17 protein-coding genes are annotated in these 18758 nt (G+C 40.0%); 8 read left to right on the top strand and 9 right to left on the bottom strand.

What is annotated here, in order from left to right:
- Positions 1-147: 147 nt before the first annotated feature.
- On the bottom strand, positions 148-333 hold the full coding sequence (locus E5A76_RS03845; RefSeq protein ID WP_161118148.1) for a hypothetical protein: 186 nt from the start codon (positions 331-333) through the stop codon (positions 148-150).
- A gap of 15 nt (positions 334-348) precedes the next feature.
- Positions 349-696 carry a hypothetical protein gene (locus E5A76_RS03840; protein WP_161118147.1) on the bottom strand — a complete coding sequence of 116 codons (348 nt, stop codon included), beginning with the start codon at positions 694-696 and terminating at the stop codon, positions 349-351.
- Positions 697-979: 283 nt separating this feature from the next.
- Here E5A76_RS03840 and E5A76_RS03835 point away from each other — a divergent pair, with 283 nt between their 5' ends.
- Entirely contained in the window at positions 980-1318 is a 339-nt protein-coding gene (locus tag E5A76_RS03835) for a hypothetical protein (protein WP_237459151.1), read from the top strand.
- 243 nt (positions 1319-1561) lie between these two features.
- The gene (locus E5A76_RS03830; protein WP_161118146.1) at positions 1562-2854 is read left to right on the top strand and encodes a YadA-like family protein; all 1293 of its coding nucleotides are present in this window, start codon (positions 1562-1564) and stop codon (positions 2852-2854) included.
- 53 nt (positions 2855-2907) lie between these two features.
- On the opposite strand, the gene E5A76_RS03825 is transcribed toward E5A76_RS03830, so the two are convergent.
- Complete coding sequence (locus E5A76_RS03825; RefSeq protein ID WP_161118145.1) at positions 2908-6030, bottom strand: efflux RND transporter permease subunit; 3123 nt, start codon at positions 6028-6030, stop codon at positions 2908-2910.
- Complete coding sequence (locus E5A76_RS03820) at positions 6027-7292, bottom strand: efflux RND transporter periplasmic adaptor subunit (protein WP_161118144.1); 1266 nt, start codon at positions 7290-7292, stop codon at positions 6027-6029. Before E5A76_RS03820 ends, E5A76_RS03825 begins: the two co-directional genes overlap by 4 nt.
- A gap of 590 nt (positions 7293-7882) precedes the next feature.
- On the opposite strand from E5A76_RS03820, the gene E5A76_RS03815 reads away from it, so the two are divergent.
- The 6 genes from E5A76_RS03815 to E5A76_RS03790 all read left to right on the top strand — a co-directional run bounded on the left by E5A76_RS03815 (position 7883) and on the right by E5A76_RS03790 (position 15039).
- On the top strand, positions 7883-8323 hold the full coding sequence (locus tag E5A76_RS03815) for an Hsp20 family protein (RefSeq protein ID WP_006644850.1): 441 nt from the start codon (positions 7883-7885) through the stop codon (positions 8321-8323).
- Positions 8324-8570: 247 nt separating this feature from the next.
- Positions 8571-10466: a molecular chaperone DnaK gene (dnaK, locus tag E5A76_RS03810; protein WP_161118143.1), complete on the top strand. Its 1896-nt coding sequence runs from the start codon at positions 8571-8573 to the stop codon at positions 10464-10466.
- A gap of 237 nt (positions 10467-10703) precedes the next feature.
- Positions 10704-11627 carry a DnaJ C-terminal domain-containing protein gene (locus E5A76_RS03805; RefSeq protein WP_023934764.1) on the top strand — a complete coding sequence of 308 codons (924 nt, stop codon included), beginning with the start codon at positions 10704-10706 and terminating at the stop codon, positions 11625-11627.
- A gap of 202 nt (positions 11628-11829) precedes the next feature.
- Positions 11830-13209 carry a D-alanyl-D-alanine carboxypeptidase family protein gene (locus tag E5A76_RS03800; protein ID WP_161118142.1) on the top strand — a complete coding sequence of 460 codons (1380 nt, stop codon included), beginning with the start codon at positions 11830-11832 and terminating at the stop codon, positions 13207-13209.
- Between the two features lie 187 nt (positions 13210-13396).
- Complete coding sequence (locus E5A76_RS03795; protein WP_043129447.1) at positions 13397-13822, top strand: hypothetical protein; 426 nt, start codon at positions 13397-13399, stop codon at positions 13820-13822.
- 227 nt (positions 13823-14049) lie between these two features.
- Complete coding sequence (locus tag E5A76_RS03790) at positions 14050-15039, top strand: LBF_2804 family protein (protein ID WP_008989047.1); 990 nt, start codon at positions 14050-14052, stop codon at positions 15037-15039.
- Positions 15040-15127: 88 nt separating this feature from the next.
- Here E5A76_RS03790 and E5A76_RS03785 read toward each other — a convergent pair whose 3' ends face one another.
- The 5 genes from E5A76_RS03785 to E5A76_RS03770 all read right to left on the bottom strand — a co-directional run bounded on the left by E5A76_RS03785 (position 15128) and on the right by E5A76_RS03770 (position 18664).
- Entirely contained in the window at positions 15128-15796 is a 669-nt protein-coding gene (locus tag E5A76_RS03785) for a glutathione S-transferase family protein (RefSeq protein ID WP_161118141.1), read from the bottom strand.
- Between the two features lie 9 nt (positions 15797-15805).
- Positions 15806-15955: a hypothetical protein gene (locus tag E5A76_RS20355; RefSeq protein WP_164488059.1), complete on the bottom strand. Its 150-nt coding sequence runs from the start codon at positions 15953-15955 to the stop codon at positions 15806-15808.
- A 157-nt stretch (positions 15956-16112) separates the two neighbouring features.
- Complete coding sequence (locus E5A76_RS03780) at positions 16113-16865, bottom strand: TatD family hydrolase (RefSeq protein WP_161118140.1); 753 nt, start codon at positions 16863-16865, stop codon at positions 16113-16115.
- A 148-nt stretch (positions 16866-17013) separates the two neighbouring features.
- A complete protein-coding gene (locus tag E5A76_RS03775; RefSeq protein WP_161118139.1) occupies positions 17014-17682 on the bottom strand; it encodes an SH3 domain-containing protein in 669 nt (222 codons plus the stop codon).
- A gap of 124 nt (positions 17683-17806) precedes the next feature.
- The gene (locus E5A76_RS03770) at positions 17807-18664 is read right to left on the bottom strand and encodes a GGDEF domain-containing protein (protein WP_053988844.1); all 858 of its coding nucleotides are present in this window, start codon (positions 18662-18664) and stop codon (positions 17807-17809) included.
- Between the last annotated feature and the right edge of the window lie 94 nt (positions 18665-18758).

The raw sequence follows: 18758 nt of genomic DNA, 5'->3' as shown, positions 1-18758 counted from the left end.
TATATGACGAGATGGATTTTTTCTCAACTAAAGACGTAAAGTTAGATAAAAATAAGCAGGATTTTGCTGGTATTTAGCGGAAAGAGGGATATTTAACGGGTTAAATATCCCTAGTTTGAGTGTAATTAAAATAGTGAGGTACGGAGTCTAAACGTCCATTTCGCAGCTATCAGTTTCATAGTTAAAACTGTTACCGGCGTCTAAACAGGCATCAACGGCGAAGAAATCTTTGATCATCATAGCTACGTAAACCAGCGCCAAAAGCACGGCAATTCTAATGATGACGTCAAACCAGTTATAACCTGTCCACAGCTTTTTTTCTCTTTTGGTCATATCTGTTCCTATCTATTACGCTTTTTTACTTCGTGTTCGTTTCGCTTTTTCATGAAGCCAATGTTCACCATCAATTTGAGCATTGTTGTGCTCTTCTGGTTTCAACTTTCTTGGTTTCTTTGCAGATTTAGGCTTCACTGCTTTTTTTGTCGTTACTGGCGGCTCTGGTTCTACTTCTGCTTCGGTTTCATCGTCTTCAACTTCATCTTCAACGTCTCTCATCGCTTGAACACTGGATACAATGCGATTTTTCAAAGCAGAGAAACTACTTTCTCGACGCAGCGATCTGCGCTTTATAATAAATAAATTGAAGATCAAAAATAAAGCGACAAAAGGAACAAACCACAGCAGATCATTTAACATATCTTTGCTCCCTTTTGATAAACATACCCAGTCACTTGGGTATAACATCATTAAAAATTCGCAAGGCTTTAATTAACTTAACAAAAATCTACTAAGCTATTCTACCGACTATCATCGAGAAATGGTAATTCCGACCTAATTGGATCATTATTCATGCAAAAAGTAGTCAAAGAAGGCTGAAATTCTGTCACGAAACAAGAAAGATAAGCAAGCAACTGCTGTTATTGCATCTACTAGCAAGACTCTCCATAATTTATGGCGATAACACAGACAGGAAATATACATGAAGCCCACTTCTGCCCTTTTACTACTTATCATAGCTCCTATGAGCTTAACTGGCTGCGTGACAGAGAATGTCAGAGTTGTGCCGAAAAAGGTCAGCGTTGATGCAGGTATTGATTTTAATCCTTGCGGTAGTGAGGTTGAAGGCTACCAGTTTGCACCTAATGGCATGATCACTATCTCTTGTACTAATGGCACTGTGTATTCTGTGCGTAACAAAGCCGAGCTTAATAAACTCAAAGAGAGTGTGATTCAGTGTCAAAGTAAAGGATTTAACGATTACACAGAATGTTTAACTGACAAAAAGAATAAAGATAAAAGCAGTGAAAATAAGTCATAAATAACGCTTTTTTCATATTAAGCTAATAACGGAAATATTATCTCGTTTATCTAATTTGCATCAAACCAGTCAAAAAATTGACATTTTTCGCTATTTATTAATTAAACATGCCTTGTGATTGCATAATTCTCTAATTTTATGCATGAATTCTATTTTTGATATCTTTCATTCTATTCCTATCTATATTCGCTCCATGATTGTTCTCTATATGCTCATGCCAATAAAAATATTGGAGATCATATTATGCGAACAAATAAAGCAACTTACTTATTATTGTCGTTTTTTACATTACCCTGCTTTGCACACAGTATTAAATTAGGCGAACAACAAACCGAAGTATTACCTAAAGGTGCTCAATACTCTAATAACGTCATGATTGGTGATAATACTGCTGTTACCAATAGCAATAATTCCGTATCTATTGGTTATGCCGCATCAGCAAAAGGACAATCCAGTGTCGCTGAAGGTTATTCTTCTGATGCCGATGGTGATGCCGCTGTTGCTGTGGGTATTGCAGCGAAAAGTAAAGGCGATCAGTCTGCATCATTTGGTTCAAATGCCCAAACTTATGGTAACAGCTCTTCTTCTTTTGGTTCTGGTGCAACCGCAAAAGGCGTTCAAACCGAGGCGTTTGGCTCAACTTCGGCGGCTGACGGTAATGCGTCAATCGCTTTTGGCTCTAGCGCAAAAGCGACAGGTTATTCAACAACCGCTATGGGTACGACAAGTGAAGCAAAAGGTGCTTATGCCATGGCAGTTGGCACAAGTAGTAAAGCTGACGGTAACTATTCGATGGCAATCGGTACAAAAGCAACCGCAGGTGAAAAAGACATCACAATCGGTAATAGTGCGACTGCATCAGGTACTCCCGGCTCTATTGCGATCGGTAATCAGTCTGTATCAACGGATGGGCAAGTTTCGTTTGGTAACAGTACAACGCAACGTCGTTTAGAGCATGTTCATGCGGGTATTGCTGAAACCGATGCTGTCAATGTAAGCCAGCTTCATCAAGGCATTACACAAGCAAATAATTATACGAATTCCCAAACAACGAATGCAATTAAACAAACGAACCTACATGCCGATCAAGATGAAACGCAAGCGGTAAAAAAAGCAAATCAGTACACCAACAATAAAGCGGCAACAACGCTGCACCAAGCTAATAGTTACACTAATGCGCAGACTCATAACGCTGTTGAACAAGCTAATCACTATAGTGATCAAAATGCAGCATCCACATTAAGTGCCGCTAACAAATACACAGATCAACGTTTTAATGCATTAAGCAAAGATATTGATCGTGTTCATGACCAAGCTAATGCTGGTATTGCTAGCGCAATGGCAATGAGTGCAATTCCAATGCGCCAAGGCTATCACTATACCTTTGGTTTAGGTACGGCTAGTTACGATCACCAAAATGCGATTGCCATTGGTGGTAAGTTTGATGTGGGCAAACGTGGCATTGTCACTGTGGCTGCTTCAGATGATTCTGAACATGATACTGGCGTTTCTGCTGGTGTTGGTTTTGGCTTCTAACTAAACCAAATTGAGTGGCTCAAACCACGTTCTAAGTGTATTTATTTACAACATTACTCAAAAGTACGTGGTTGCCACCACCAATGATAAAACCGTTTCATCCCTCTTTTAATATCTGCCAAAATCAAATATAGCGAAGGGACAAGTAACAGTGTAACAACGGTAGCAAACAAAATACCGAACGCTAATGAGGTCGCCATTGGGATCACAATCTGCGCTTGTAGGCTATCTTCTAGCAAAATTGGCGCAAGTCCGAAGAAAGTCGTTAGCGAGGTTAACACTATCGCTCTAAATCGCGAACATCCAGCATCGACCACGGCTTGATCTAACGCTACACCTTGCTTTAATGCCCGATTAATAAAGGTAACTAGCACCAGTGAATCATTCACCACCACCCCTGCCAACGCCAATATGCCAAACACACTGAGCAGATTTAAGGTAAGTCCGGCTAAGTAATGCCCTGCAATGGCACCAATAATGCCAAATGGGATCACCGACATAATGATCAAAGGCTGACTGTATGAGCGTAACGGGATCGCCATTAATGCGAAGATAGTGAACAGTGCCAATATCGAATCTCGGATCAAACGACCTTTAGTATTCTTTTCATCCTTAGCTCGCCCATCTAAAGCGAATTTCACATTTGGAAATGCCTGTCTTAACTTATCTAACTTATTATCTAGTATGTCGTTATAAATATCTGACGGTGAGGTTTGTGATTTATCAACGTTAGCAGAAACAATCACCGAGCGTTGGTTATCTACCCGATTGATACTGGTATATGACGATTCAATATTCGCTTTTGCGACTTCAGTAAAAGGGACAAAGCGCCCATTGGGTAATGCCACTTTCATGTTTTCTAAATAGCCTATCGTGCTGCGCTCTTGTTGGGGATAACGCACCATGACCTTTACTTCTTCATTATTTCGCAGCACACGCTGCACTTCATAACCATAAAACCCATGACGCACTTGGCTGGCTAATGAGGCTAACGACAATCCTAATGCTTCCCCTGCTTTAGTGAGTTGCAGTTTCACTTCTGGTGTGGGTGACGAAAGATCATCTTTGATATTCAGTGTGCCATCATATTGATAGAGCAATTGCTGCATCGCTTTTGAAGCTTGCGCCAACTGAGCTAAATCCTCCCCTTTTAAACTAAACTGCAAATCACTTTGTTTTCGCCCAATAGAGGCTTCAAAGGTTATGTTTTTCACGCCCACTAATGGCGGCATTTGAGCTTGCCACTGCTTTAAGATCTCAAAACTAGTAATAGGCAATGTCTCGGTTTTATGCAGTTCAGCAAGAATGAATAAGTCTTGGCGGTTCTCCATATTAATATAAGAATGCTTAACCACATGTACACCAAGTTCTTGATAAATTTGGGCATCGGTTTGATACAACGCCTCTTCTATTTGGGCTGCAACTTTGGCGTTATTTTCATCCGATGAAGAGGCATTCATATCAACATTCACCTGAATATAATCCGAAGGAAGATTTGGGAAAAAGACCCAGCGTAATTGTCCACTTGCTACTAAGGCTATCGCTAGCATCAAAATACCGCTAAACGTCGCTAGCACACTGTAACGATGCACAATACATACTGAGATAAAACGGCGATAACCCTGATTGATAAACCGATCAACCGCCAAGTTAAAACGCTGTTTAAGCCGTGATAATGCATTGGTTCGCGACTTTCCTTGTGCTAATCGCGCTCTTGCTAAATGTGCAGGTAAGATTAATTTTGATTCAATTAATGAAAAGGTTAAACACAGCAATACAACCCATGCGATAGCTTTGAAAAACTCAGTACGAGGCGCATCCGAAATCAACATAGGGATAAATGCTGCCATGGTTGTTAACACCCCAAACGTAGCAGGAATAGCGACTTTCTTCGCCCCTGCAATGACGTTATCAATGCTTTGTCCTTTGTCTTCAACTTCACTGTAAACACTTTCGCCAACCACTATGGCATCATCCACCACTATCCCGAGAACCAAAATAAAGCCAAATAGGGAGATCAAATTAATGGAAACTGCCACCAGCGGTGTTGGCATGAAAAGCAAAGTACCAAGAAAGCAAAAAGGAATGCCGAGGATAACCCAAAAAGCAACGCGGATATCAAGAAAGAGCGCCAAAATAATAAAGACTAAAATACCGCCGTAGAACATATTGGAAAGCATCATATTCAAACGCCCTTCCAAATAATGGGACATATCACCCCATGAATCTAAATATACGCCTGTTGGTAATTTGGTTTGTGCTTGTTCGACGTAGTTACCCACTTGTTCGGCAATTTTAGTGGCATCTTCATCGGTGAGATTACGTACTTGGATCACCGCAGCACGTTCGCGGTTGAAACGGTTTAAAATACGATCTTCGATAAAATCATCAGAAATAGTCGCAACATCAGATAGGTATAACCGACTACCGTCAGGGCGAGTTTGCAGCACTATCGATGAAAACCCATCACCGTTATATAACTGACCATTGGTACGAACCAGTAAGTCACCGTCTTTGGCTTTGATCATGCCACCAGGTAAATCGATCGAACGCTGCTGCACAACTTGCGCTACCTGCTCAAACGTTAAACCGTATTTGCGCAGTGCATTTTCAGAGACATCAATGGCAATTTCATAATCTTTAACGCCAGATACAACAACATCAGATGCATCTGTTTGCTGCAAAATATCGTCTCTAACTTGCTTTGCATATTCTTTTAATTGGCGTTCATTCAAATTGCCATAAAGCGAGATGAAAACAACATTGCTGGTAAATCCTGCCCGTTTAACTAACGGTGTTTCCATATTAACGGGAAAGGTGGATATGGCCTCAATTTGCTGTTTTACATCATCTAATACTTGTTCAAGATCAGCTTCAGACTCTAGTTCTAAAGTTAAAGAGGCTGAGCCTTGTGACGCCACAGATTGTATGCGTTTAATGTTTTTAACGTTATCTAACGACTGCTCTATTTTAACGTTAATACTTTGCTCTATATCTTCTGGTGAAGCGCCGGGATAGCTCGCCGAGATCATGATCCTATTTAAAGCAAAGGCAGGAAAAATCTCTTTATTGATCAAACTAATGGAAAACAAACCACCAAGCATCACCACCAGCATCAATAAGTTCGCTGCAACATGGTTATGGGCAAACCATGCAATCAATCCCTTTTGCTTCATGGCGATTCTCCCGCATTCACCACTTTAGGCTCTGCAGCCATTAACGGTGCGATCTCTGGCGTGTAGCTTTGACTCATTACAGTTTTGACTTCTGTACCATCAATTAAACTGTCAGATCTGATGAGTGAAACAAACTCGCCATCTTCTAACCCACCGATTACATACGCATTTTCATTATCGGAGCGAACTACATTTACCTGACGGGTTTGGGTTTTATTTTGGCTATCTACCACGATAACTTGCTCTGAGCGAACAACGTGACGAGGTAACTTGATGACATCTTTGACTTTCTTGCCTTGAATAGTCGTGGTAACAAAGGTGCCAAACTGCAAAACAGGTAAAGTGAGAGACGGTGACGAGGTAGATAATGATGAGATGGATTTGATCGATGACTTATCAAGCGGAGATTTTAAGTTATAAGGATCATCGACTTCAGCGATAAGGTAAATCATCCGATTATCTTTATCGATGATCCCTTCATTACGTACAAGTTTCGCGGCCCAATGATTGATTTGTATATCGCCATATTGCGCTTCAATATTCAGTTTTCGGCTATCTAACCGATTGAGATCCAGATATGAAAAAGAATTTGGGGTAATAGGTAAGCGAATTTCAGCAGTTTCAGTACCATATAGCTCGCCAATTAACTTACCTTGGGTTAAGTAACTCCCCATATTGATGTTCTTCATTTTGACTAGCGCATCAAATGGTGCACGGATTTCGGTTTTGGCTAAACTACGTTTAGCACGCTCGACACCCGCTTTAGCAAACTTTACATTGGCTTCTTCTTGTTTTCGTTGTGGCTCTCGTAAACCTAATGCGGTCTTCTTATTAGGCGAAACATCACGCAGAGTCTTTTTTGCCACTTTCCCTCGGGCAATTTCTTCTTTCAGTTTGGCTTGAGCCTGTGCTAAAGATGCTTCAGCTTGTGCGAGATCCGCATGGTAATCGCTGTCATCTAATCGGGCTAACAGCTCACCTTTACTAACAAACTTACCCACTGCGAAATCGGGTGAAATATAGTTAACGGAACCGATAACTTCTGAAACCACTTCCGCTTTATATTTGGGCTCTACTACGCCATAAGAATCTACCGAGAGTTGGACGTCTTGTTTTTCTATTCTGATCACTTCAAGAACGGGCGTTCTCACTTGGACTTTTTGTTGTTCAGGGCGTTTTTTGTTATTGAGCAGTAAAACAGACAACGCAATAAAGATTGCGATAATCACTAAGGGCAATGTTCGCCTTACTATTACATGCATGCATTCCATCCCTAATCAGCATATTAGAATTATCAGCCTTGCTATTTTAGTGTAGAGCAGGAGTACTGCTGACGTTATAAAGGTCATCAAATTTATACGCAATAACAAGACAATCCGTTCACTTTTTAATGAAATACCTCAGACGGTTATTAGGTTCAACTTCAAATCGAAAAGATTGAACTCTTCTCACCTTTCCCCTTGAAAAGGCAAATATCGCCCTTATTTTTATATGAAGAGCAGCAAGATTGTATTCAATCTCGCGTCGATTCAGGCTTATAAGTGGCTTAATTTTGTTAATGCTCAACTTTTTTAATCTTGGTTAATTTGTAAAATCAATTAGTTACACAAATACCAACAAAAAGATTAGAAAAACTTATTAAAATGTGTTGACCGAACAACTCCGGAAGCATATATTAATTACACGAACTGCCAAATGGAGTTCTAAATGCTAGTAAGATTCGCCTGATTAGGGAATGCCTTATTAGTTCTGTTTTATCGGATCACTTAATCGATCCGCTTAGTGTAAAACGACAGCTTTATATATCTTCTGTTGACACTAAGACTATTGCTTATTATTGAGGATAGTTACTATGCGTAATGTAGATTTCACTCCCCTATACCGCCACGCTATTGGTTTTGATCGCTTATTCAACCTAGTTGAAGCAAGCAGTAACAAAGCACAAGCAACCGGATACCCTCCGTACAATATCGAGCAAACTGATGAGAATAACTACCGCATCACAATGGCTGTTGCTGGTTTCTCCGAAGATCGCTTAGATCTTACTCAAAATGAAAATATGCTTGTTGTAACAGGAACTAAGGCTCCTGAAGAAAACAAGAACTTTATCTATCAAGGTATTGCAGAGCGCAACTTTGAACGTAAATTCCAACTTGCGGATTACGTAAAAGTGGTTGGTGCTAACTTAGAAAATGGTCTACTTCATATCGACTTAGAGCGTGAAGTACCAGAAGCGATGCAACCACGTAAAATTGCTATCGGTAAGGCAGCAACACTGCCAACTGAAGAGTAATCTCAGCGCTATTTATTAGCCTTGAATAGATAACAGAGTAAAGAGCTATCACCCTTGTATTTCGACTAAGTATCGACTGGTTGATAGCTCATCATATTTATCCCCTATCGGGAAATCGTATTTAAATTGCATTGATACTTCATCTTGATGCCACTTCATCAAGTGGATCTTTCTTATCTTCATTAAAATATCGAACATAGTTCAGATAAGAATAACTAATCAATGCGATATATTAAGGAAAAAATTTATGAGTAAAATTATCGGTATTGACTTAGGTACAACTAACTCTTGTGTTTCTGTATTAGACGGCGACATGCCACGCGTGATTGAAAACGCCGAAGGCGAACGTACAACCGCCTCTGTTATTGCTTACACCGATGGTGAAACCCTTGTTGGTCAACCAGCAAAACGTCAAGCGGTAACAAACCCAGAAAATACGCTATTTGCAATTAAGCGTTTGATCGGTCGTCGTTTTGAAGACGAAGAAATTCAACGTGACCTTTCAGTTATGCCATACAAAATTGTTAAAGCAGACAATGGTGATGCATGGGTGGAAGCGAAAGGTCAGAAAATGGCTGCGCCTCAAGTATCTGCTGAAGTTCTGAAGAAAATGAAGAAAACAGCAGAAGAATACCTAGGTGAAAAAGTCACTGCCGCGGTAATTACTGTTCCTGCTTACTTTAACGATGCTCAGCGTCAGGCAACCAAAGATGCTGGTCGTATCGCAGGGCTTGAAGTTAAACGTATTATCAACGAGCCAACAGCAGCTGCACTTGCGTATGGTCTAGATAAAAAAGGTGGCGATCGCACTATCGCTGTGTACGACTTAGGTGGTGGTACTTTCGATATTTCAATCATCGAGATTGATAACGTTGATGGCGAGCAAACATTCGAAGTATTGGCAACCAATGGTGATACTCACTTAGGTGGTGAAGATTTCGATACTCGTTTGATCAACTACCTTGTTGATGAATTTAAGAAAGAGCAAGGCATCGATCTACGTAATGATCCACTTGCAATGCAACGTGTAAAAGAAGCCGCTGAAAAAGCAAAAATTGAGCTTTCTTCTGCACAACAAACAGATGTGAACTTACCTTATGTGACAGCGGACGCAACAGGTCCTAAGCATTTGAATATTAAGATCACACGTGCAAAATTGGAATCACTGGTTGATGAGCTAGTACAAGGTACTTTAAGCCCTGTAAAATCAGCGCTAAAAGATGCTAACTTGAGCGTGAATGACATCACAGACGTTATCTTAGTGGGTGGTCAAACACGTATGCCATTAGTACAGAAAACCGTTGCTGATTTCTTTGGTAAAGAGCCGCGTAAAGACGTAAACCCTGATGAAGCTGTCGCTATGGGCGCTGCAATTCAAGGTGGTGTATTAGCTGGTGATGTGAAAGATGTGCTTCTTCTTGATGTAACACCACTATCCTTTGGTATCGAAACCATGGGTGGTGTGATGACAACATTGATTGATAAGAACACCACCATCCCAACTAAAGCAGAACAAGTGTTCTCTACGGCGGAAGATAACCAAAGTGCAGTAACCATTCACGTACTACAAGGTGAACGTAAGCAAGCGATGCACAATAAATCACTTGGTCAATTCAACCTTGAAGGAATTCAAGCAGCACCTCGTGGTATGCCGCAAATTGAAGTGACATTCGACTTAGATGCTGATGGTATCTTGAATGTTTCTGCAACGGATAAGGCTACCGGTAAAGCGCAAAAAATCACGATTCAAGCATCAGGTGGTTTAACTGAGGCTGAGATTGAGAAAATGGTTCAAGAAGCTGAAGCAAACAAAGACGCTGACATGCAATTTGAACAACTGGTTACCGCGCGTAACCAAGCTGACCACATGATCCACAGTACACGTAAGCAATTAACAGAAGCAGGTGATGCACTTCCAGCCGCTGATAAAGAGCAAGTTGAGAGCGCAATTACTGCACTTGAGAATGTGAAATCTGGCGACGACAAAGACGTCATTGAGCAAAATACTCAAGCACTAATGGCTGCAGCGCAAAAGCTGATGGAACATGCTCAAACTCAAGCGAACACTCAGCAACAAGCTGATGCTCAGAGCAATGCAAAAGACGACGATGTTGTTGATGCAGAGTTTGAAGAAGTGAAGTAATTGCTATAGATAGAATGCTATCAGTGATAGCATTCTATCGCTAAGAATAGATACGGGCGTAGAGATCATCTCTCTCGCCCTTTTCTGCAATAACAACCAGTAAAACGTAAATCTAATTTGGCTAACTATCTGTGCCTTTTCACCATTCAATACGCTTAAACCAATTATCGTTTTTGGGTATGATAAGCCATCGAATGTTCCAGATAGTTATCTCAGTTGGGATAAGAGGTGTTACCAATGTCAAAACGTGATTTTTATGAAGTTCTTGGTGTCGCCAAAACTGCATCAGAAAAAGAAATTAAGAAAGCTTACAAAAAGCTCGCAATGAAGTTTCACCCAGATAAAAATCCGGATGATCCAACTGCTGCTGACAAATTCAAAGAAGTAAAAGCAGCTTACGAGATTTTAACTGACAAAGAAAAACGTGCTGCTTATGATCAATTTGGTCACGCTGCGTTTGATAACCCAGGAATGGGTGGCGGACATCATGGCGGTGGTCATCAAGGCTTTAATGGTGGCTTCGGTGGTGGTAATTACGCTGATTTTGAAGATATTTTCGGCGGTGCGTTTGGCGATATGTTCTCTAATGCACGCGGTGGTCGTGGTGGCTTCGGTAGCCGTCATTCAACACGTCCTCAAAAAGGTGAAGATCTACAATACACCATGGAAATCGATTTAGAAGATGCTATCAATGGCGCTTCTCGTGTAATTGATTTACCTGTATTTGAAGGCAACACCCAAGTAAACAAAAAACTCAACATCAAGATCCCAGCAGGTATCGAAGATGGCGGTCGTATCCGTTTAAGTGGTAAAGGTCATCCAGGTATTAACGGTGGCGCACAAGGTGATGTTTATATTCAAATGAATATCCGCCCTCACCCACGTTACACACGTGAAGGCAACAATTTACATTGTAAAGCTACCACTGATTTCGTCACAGCAGCCCTTGGCGGTAAAATCGAAGTGAATACCTTAGGTGGCGCAATTAGCCTTAAGATCCCGGAAGGAACGCAAAATGGTCGTAAGTTCCGTCTTAAAGGCAAAGGCGTAACCGATCGTAAAGGTAATACTGGTGACTTAATTGTTCAATTACACATTGAAACACCACAAAACCTAAGCGATCGCCAAAAAGAACTATTAGCAGAATTTGCTGCTGCATAAACATCATTGTTGTTCAGGTTCCTATCATGGAGCTGCTGGTAGAATAGGAATAGACAAGATACGAAAGGCTATAACCAACACGGGTATCGCATAGTTCGCTAGAAAGCAGGACTTAAGCACCATGATTTGGTTATAGCCAATATCCTATCTAGTCGTTTTTTATATTGCGCTTTTAGTGAATAACTATAAATTTAAAACTCCTATGACGACTATCAAACAGCTCTATCTAGCCGCAGCCATCGCTGCATTATTTTCCTCCAGTACAGTATTTGCCACGCCTAGCAATGATGCGGCGAACACCATGCCTGATAGTGATTACTACGCGGCAACACAATACAAAGACGCTCAAGCGCCACTCAATAGCTTCGGTGCTATCGATGTAAAAGCCAATATCCCAGAAAGTGTGCAAGTGCCTTCTGCGCCAGTAGAAGCAGGCGGTGTAAATGGGATCCCAGAAACTATGGTGCAAAAGTGGGCTCAGGTAGGCATATTCCCACCTAAGCTTGAGGCACGCGCTTTCATTCTAATGGATGCCAATACGGGACAGATTATTGCCTCTAATGATGCCAACATGCGTATGGCACCAGCCAGCACCACCAAGTTAATGCTAATGTACATTGTTGAGCAAAAACTTGCCGACGGTGTGATTTCACTAGACTCAAAAGTACAAGTGCCGGAAGTTGCATGGCGCACAGGTGGTTCAAGAATGTTCTTGAAGCCCGGCTCTTATGTATCAGTGAAAGATCTTATTCAGGGTGTGATTGTTGAATCGGGGAATGATGCCGCTGTTACCTTGGCAAATTACGTAGCAGGCTCGCAATCTTCATTCGTTTCGATGATGAACGCGACTGCCGTTAAGCTCGGCATGCACAATACCCATTTCACGACGGTCATGGGCTTACCTGCACCTGCACATTTCTCAACCGCTTATGATCTTGGGCTGCTCGGACAGCACATCATGAACGACTACCCACAATACTTTCATTTTTTCAGTCAAAAGTACTTTGAATACAATCATATCCGCCAGCCAAATTTCAATCGCTTATTGTTCACTTATCAATATGCGACTGGCATGAAAACAGGCAGTACAGAAGCTGCAGGATATTCATTGGTAAGCTCTGCTGAGATACCCAATAACCCGATGAAGTTAGTAGGCGTTGTTCTAGGCACACAATCACTGAATGATGTTGCCGCTCAAAGTAAGGCACTGTTCAATTACGGCTTCCGCTTCTTCAAACAAGACACCTTATATGCAGCAGACAGCAAACTTTCTGAACAAAACGTTTGGGGAGGAAAACAAAATACTGTCTCTCTAGGCCTTGATAAACCACTAACCTTGGTTCTTCCTTCCAGTGTTGATGAGAAAGATCTGCTAACTAAGCTTCAAATTGACCGTGATATCAAAGCACCAGTTAATAAGGGTGATAAATTAGGCGAAATGACCGTGACCTATAAAGGCAACGTTATTCAAACTGAGTCACTTGTCGCGCTAAACAACGTTCAACAAGGTGGCTGGCTCACCCGAATTTGGGCAAGTATCTCGCTGTATTTTCATAACTTGTTAGCGTCTTACGGTCTATAGACACAGAGAATTGGGCTTAGCTTTTGGATGGTACAACAAACACCATGTGGTAGATAAAAACTACGCTGTGATAATTGTATTTTTATTTATCCCTGACGGATAGTAAACTCCTGTCGCAATAGCCATCGTACTAATAAAGCCAATACTTTTAGTCGAATAAAGTATTGGCTTTTATTTGGATATAACAATGCCCAACACATTACTAAAATCATCTCTAACACTGCTTTCCTGTGCCCTACTAATGGGAACAACATCTACATTTGCTGCAGGGATCAGTGACATTAACCGAGCCGTTGAAAACAGCCGTCACTTAGAGCCTGGTGAAACCTTCACGCTCGATCAGCCATGTAAACTGTTTAACAATTACGAGCATAAAATCTATCACTGCACAGCAATGATTGGCCCTTTATCTTTGTTAAAAGATGAAACCTTAGCAGCGACAAAAGACAGTGATGATTTACTTTATCGCGAAGTGGCGTTTATAAGAAAAGAAGACGGTCAACCTGTATTTCGCCTACTCCCTAAGGCTGAGAATAAACCAACTTCTCAAACAGAGCCTAATGCACAGTCTGCGAAAAAGCAGCTTTCTCACGTCGGTTTTCTGGCTAAGTAACACTTATTTACAATATCAATTAAATACTGTTTTATTATACTTATCCATCTGAAAAATAATGAGTTATTTTCAACTCATTATTTTTTGTTTTTAACTAATTAGCTTATTTATTGTTTGTTTTTAGCACTACAAAATAAATTTGCTATGTGATTCTAGCCTCGCCACTTAAAATACGCATCGCATTAAATACGCATTATTTTATTCTGTTCACACTTGATAATTGAAGCATGATTGAAGCAAAAATTGAAAGTTGGGGATTGAAGCGCGTTGAGCGTTATTTACCAATCACTCAAAGCATTTTTAGTACTATCAATGACAAACGACTTTGTCAGTTATGTGTTGCGCTTTCCTTCTTTATTGGATTTATCACGACATTTTTTATCGTCTCCTTTGAGATTTACTTAGAGCTTTTAGGGGAAAACTGGCTAGCTTTAGACAACCTATTAAAGTTGGCATTTGTAAACTTGATTTTTATTGGTCTTGAGCTGTTTTTACTGTTTGAAGTGGGCTTTATTACTACCGCTATTTTGATTAACCGCGCCAGTGAAAAGTACCAGTTCTGCGATAAGATGAAAGCATCACTCGTACGCGCAGTTATGGAACTATCAGAGCCAGTTGAAAATATTCACGGTATTAAGCCGTATAAGAAATTCAGCAAGTTTCGCTACATCAAGGTGGCACTGTACACAGGTAAAGACATCCTCAGTAACTTTGTAATTAAAGCGATTCTGCAGAAGTCGATTTCTCGTAGTAGTGTGCGTGTCTACATCCCGCTAGTATCTACCCTGATCACCGGATTTTGGGATGCTTGGGTACAACAAAAAGCGTTAAGTGAAGTGCGATTACGTATTTCTGCACGCGTCTATGTACTTAATCAATTGGCAGAGCTTGAAGCAAAAGAAATGAGCCAAGCTTACATCACGGCATTACTGCGTTTAATTGCAGTAAGACAGAGCTACAAGCAAGAATGTGATGTGAATTTAGAGTACTTCTACGATCAGCTCAACAAGAGCAAGCCATGTTGTTTAACGGAATTAGAATCTGTTGATTTGTTGCTTGATAGCGTGGATGCACTCACAGCAGAAGAAAAATCAGAGTTGATCGGAATGACAGAATACCTGTTCTATTTCCGTCGTTCGCCAACCCGTAATGAGAAAGACTTGCTGTGTAAACTTGGCGTATTACAAGCGTCTAAAACCAATCCACTACTTTGCTAATATGCATCGTTAATATACTTAAAAAGCTAGCTGATACTTTTCTACGTATTCGAGGAAAAAGTGACGCTAGCTTTTTTGTCACTACTACTTAAATGCCATGAAACTTCGCTTGAACTAAAGCGATATCGATACCTTCAATCTCACATACGGCTTGAATCGTCGGCTCACACAATAAACGCTCTAAGTATTGAGATAAATATGGAAATGACGTTGATGATGGCAGCGGAAAAGACCATTCAGCCAACATAAATAAGAAATAATCACAGGCAGAAAGCTTATCGCCTAATAGATAGCGATTCTTCGCTAATTGACCATTAATAATGGCAAGGGTTTCAATAATGCGCTGTTCTTGTGCCGATACGATACTGAATATGTCACTTTGCTGTTCAGTATTACGATGTGGGTAATAACGAACCATTAACTGTGCTTGCAGTGTATTTGTTAAAAACATTAACCACTGAAAAAATAACGGACGATTACTATCACCAAGTGTCGGCATCAGTTGATACTGCGGGAATAACTCACAAATATGAATACAAATGGCTGCACTTTCAAATATCGCTTGCTCCCCTACCACCAAGGTAGGAATACGCCCTGCGGGATTTAATGCCAAATATGATTGGGACTTTTGCACATCAGATTTTTTATCGACTAACACCAGTTCATAGTTAGCATTGACGTGATGAAGTAAAAAATGTGGTGCCAAACTGGCATTATTGGGATAGTAATAGAGTTTCAACTTCGTTTGAATAGCCATCTATTTCCTCTACGACTGAGTTTTAGCAACCAAAACATAGCTACATAACGTCAAGCCAACCACAAAACAGACAAACTGAAATGTTGGTAAAACGCTTGATAATGAACCGACCATTAATCCAGCCCCGAGCCCTAATGCTAACTTTCGATAAAGTGCCATAACAAAATCCTTTAACTAAACTAACGTCTAGGACACAGTAATAAGATCTTGCCGTTTCCCCAACGTTAATATCCTATTATTAGAAAGGCTTCATAAATAAACCTGCACAATTGCAACAACATAAACGTAAAACTGTTTCTCTCCCACTTCAGTATATTTACAGTTGTAAGTAGCGTCGGGTATTCGTTTCTATTATTTGCTGTAATTGCGCTACTGCTAGTTGGTGATGTTCTGCTAACGCCGCCACTACATCATGGATCATCATTGGCTCTCCAACTTTACCATTGTATTTACATGGTGAATCAGACTCTACCAGCAACATATCAAGCGGTATTTTCTTGGCAAACTCAAAATAATGTGGCTCAACAAAAATCCAAGGGCTGACTGAGATGAAATGTCCTTGTTGATGAAGTAAGTCAAGATTTTCATCGCTCCCCTCATACCAATGAAATAACGCCCCTTTTATTTGATAACGTTGCAAAATCGGTAAGGCATAGTGGATATCGTCCTCCACGACATGAAGGTTCACAGGTAAGGAAAGCTCTGCAGCAATCTTAATAAAACGCTCTAACAATACACTTCCCTGTTGTTTGATAAGATGTTTTTCTGGTTCGGTTTTATCATCCAAATAGAAAAACGGAATACCAATTTCGCCAATGCCAGAAAGTAGATCTCGATGACTGTAAATCAAGTCGATAACGGCTTGGATCTCCGCTTCGTCACAATCTTTTTCAGGATGAATACCAAGGAAAAGGTAAATATTGTCAGGATATTGCAGCTTCAATTGGATTAACTGCTGAGCACTTTCTTCCGTCATTGATACAGCACCAATACGTCCATTTTGCGCAATAAACGTATTTAATCGATCAAACGGAACACTTTCTAAATGGCAATGAATATCGGTCAACACAGTATTTTCTCCAAACGAAAACAGTAGGGATTATACCCAATTACATAATGACTGAAGCTATATTTTCCCATTTGCTTTCTTCGTGATATGAAAAAGCCTCCAATAGTCATGAATACTATTGGAGGCTTTCCTAACAAGCTAACCGCATTTATTTGGTCGTTGTTTGTGATGCTGTAGGCTGAGCAGGAGCTGCATCTTTTAATTCAATTTTATGATTAGGTTGCTGAGCCATGTTTTGCTGCGCAAACTGTTGAAACTGCTTTTGCATTTCTTGCATTTGCTGTTGTTGTTGCGCCATTAAATTTGCCATGTTCATTTGCATACCGCCCATGTCATTCCATGAGTTGGCAAATACGTTATTCATTTCAATCTGTTGTTTTTGTAGTTGATCAAAGAAGGCTTTATCAACTTTGGCGTTATCACCCTTAGATTGGAACTGGACAATTTCGTAGTTCATTGGACCTTGTGGGGTTTGCACCGTACCTTTAGTAACGGTTTTCTCACCATTGTCTGTTTTAATGGTTTTTGTAGTCTGATTTGGCTGAACATTCGCTTTTACTGTTTGTGCATTTTTGACGTTTGCTAGCTTGATCCAACCAGTTTGACCATTGCTTGGGTTGCCGACTTTCGCCCAACCATCTTGCTTATAAATCGTAATTAATGGCGTATCAGCTTTAACCGTTTCTAATACTTTTGCTGATACATTTGGCTCATTGTATAACTTTACACCATCGGCATTGTTCGTTGCTGCCCATACAGCAGTACTCATACATGCAACTGCTGCAATACCTGCGAATGCTAAAACTGAACGCTTCATAAGATATCCCCTATGCATAGTGACTTTGATTAAAAGGTGAAAAATACTGTTACACCATGCATAACCTTTTAATAGACATATTATGTATTTAAAATTAATTGAAGATGAACGAAATACTGTCTGTTTACTTTTCAGCCGGAGAGACAGTGATGTATTGTCGTTTTAATTTTGACTTTTTATTCTCATACATTTTTTTATCAATGCTATTCATCGTTTTGACTAAATCACTTTGATAAAAGTCTGCACCATAACTGAAAGTGATAAATGAAAACTCATCAAATTCATGGCTAATCTTTTGTTTTAAAAGCAACATTCTTTTATCAACAGCGGAAATATAATTACTTTCAGTAATAATAATAAACTCATCACCACCATAGCGAATAACACTATCATCTGAACGAAACACTGAGCGTAATAATGCAGAAAAACGTTGTATTAATTCATCGCCTTTTACATGCCCGTAATGATCATTCACTAATTTAAAATTATCTAAATCAATTAAAATGATCAAACTCTGAGCGGTGAAATGATAGTTTTTCAAGAAACGCTTGTTGTACAGACCACTCAACTCATCAATTAATGATGTTTTTAAGTACAGTTCTTTTTCACAATAAAGATCCGTAATATCTTTGGCTATCATATAGTAGAAGGTATTACCGCCAACTTGTGTTTCAAACTCTACTACATCAAAATAGCTCGTTGTATCTCCTAGCTGACACTCTATTACATTGCTAGATGACTGCGTATCCTGAACGATACTCAGATGATGATAAACTCGCTTTATAGAGCAAGTAGGAATAATACGCTCAGCAACTAACTCATTGTATGTTTTACCTATTAAGCAAGTCTTAGTGTAAGTTTCTACCCACTGCTCTAACCTATTATTTATAAATACAATGCGATGTTCCGTATCTCTTACGCACAGTAGTCCAGGAAAATTGACTAAAAAAGGCGTTAAATAGCCATCAACTTTATCAACCATGATTTAATGTATAAATGCGTGAATATTTGCAAAATGTATAATAGAAACCACTCTAAAAGCAAGGTTTTTTATGCAATAAAGCACATATGTATAT

The organism is Photobacterium lucens (genome assembly GCF_009873615.1).
Lineage (GTDB): Bacteria > Pseudomonadota > Gammaproteobacteria > Enterobacterales > Vibrionaceae > Photobacterium > Photobacterium lucens.
Note: the sequence above shows the minus strand (reverse complement) of the source record. Positions and strands in the feature narration are given on the sequence as shown.

Excerpts from the sequence above, each read along its gene's own strand:
- E5A76_RS03845 (WP_161118148.1), bottom strand. The coding sequence starts at position 333 with ATGACCAAAAGAGAAAAAAAGCTGTGGACAGGTTATAACTGGTTTGAC.
- E5A76_RS03840 (WP_161118147.1), bottom strand. The coding sequence starts at position 696 with ATGTTAAATGATCTGCTGTGGTTTGTTCCTTTTGTCGCTTTATTTTTG.
- E5A76_RS03835 (WP_237459151.1), top strand. The coding sequence starts at position 980 with ATGAAGCCCACTTCTGCCCTTTTACTACTTATCATAGCTCCTATGAGC.
- E5A76_RS03830 (WP_161118146.1), top strand. The coding sequence starts at position 1,562 with ATGCGAACAAATAAAGCAACTTACTTATTATTGTCGTTTTTTACATTA.
- E5A76_RS03825 (WP_161118145.1), bottom strand. The coding sequence starts at position 6,030 with ATGAAGCAAAAGGGATTGATTGCATGGTTTGCCCATAACCATGTTGCA.
- E5A76_RS03820 (WP_161118144.1), bottom strand. The coding sequence starts at position 7,292 with ATGCATGTAATAGTAAGGCGAACATTGCCCTTAGTGATTATCGCAATC.
- E5A76_RS03815 (WP_006644850.1), top strand. The coding sequence starts at position 7,883 with ATGCGTAATGTAGATTTCACTCCCCTATACCGCCACGCTATTGGTTTT.
- dnaK (WP_161118143.1), top strand. The coding sequence starts at position 8,571 with ATGAGTAAAATTATCGGTATTGACTTAGGTACAACTAACTCTTGTGTT.
- E5A76_RS03805 (WP_023934764.1), top strand. The coding sequence starts at position 10,704 with ATGTCAAAACGTGATTTTTATGAAGTTCTTGGTGTCGCCAAAACTGCA.
- E5A76_RS03800 (WP_161118142.1), top strand. The coding sequence starts at position 11,830 with ATGACGACTATCAAACAGCTCTATCTAGCCGCAGCCATCGCTGCATTA.
- E5A76_RS03795 (WP_043129447.1), top strand. The coding sequence starts at position 13,397 with ATGCCCAACACATTACTAAAATCATCTCTAACACTGCTTTCCTGTGCC.
- E5A76_RS03790 (WP_008989047.1), top strand. The coding sequence starts at position 14,050 with ATGATTGAAGCAAAAATTGAAAGTTGGGGATTGAAGCGCGTTGAGCGT.
- E5A76_RS03785 (WP_161118141.1), bottom strand. The coding sequence starts at position 15,796 with ATGGCTATTCAAACGAAGTTGAAACTCTATTACTATCCCAATAATGCC.
- E5A76_RS20355 (WP_164488059.1), bottom strand. The coding sequence starts at position 15,955 with ATGGCACTTTATCGAAAGTTAGCATTAGGGCTCGGGGCTGGATTAATG.
- E5A76_RS03775 (WP_161118139.1), bottom strand. The coding sequence starts at position 17,682 with ATGAAGCGTTCAGTTTTAGCATTCGCAGGTATTGCAGCAGTTGCATGT.
- E5A76_RS03770 (WP_053988844.1), bottom strand. The coding sequence starts at position 18,664 with ATGGTTGATAAAGTTGATGGCTATTTAACGCCTTTTTTAGTCAATTTT.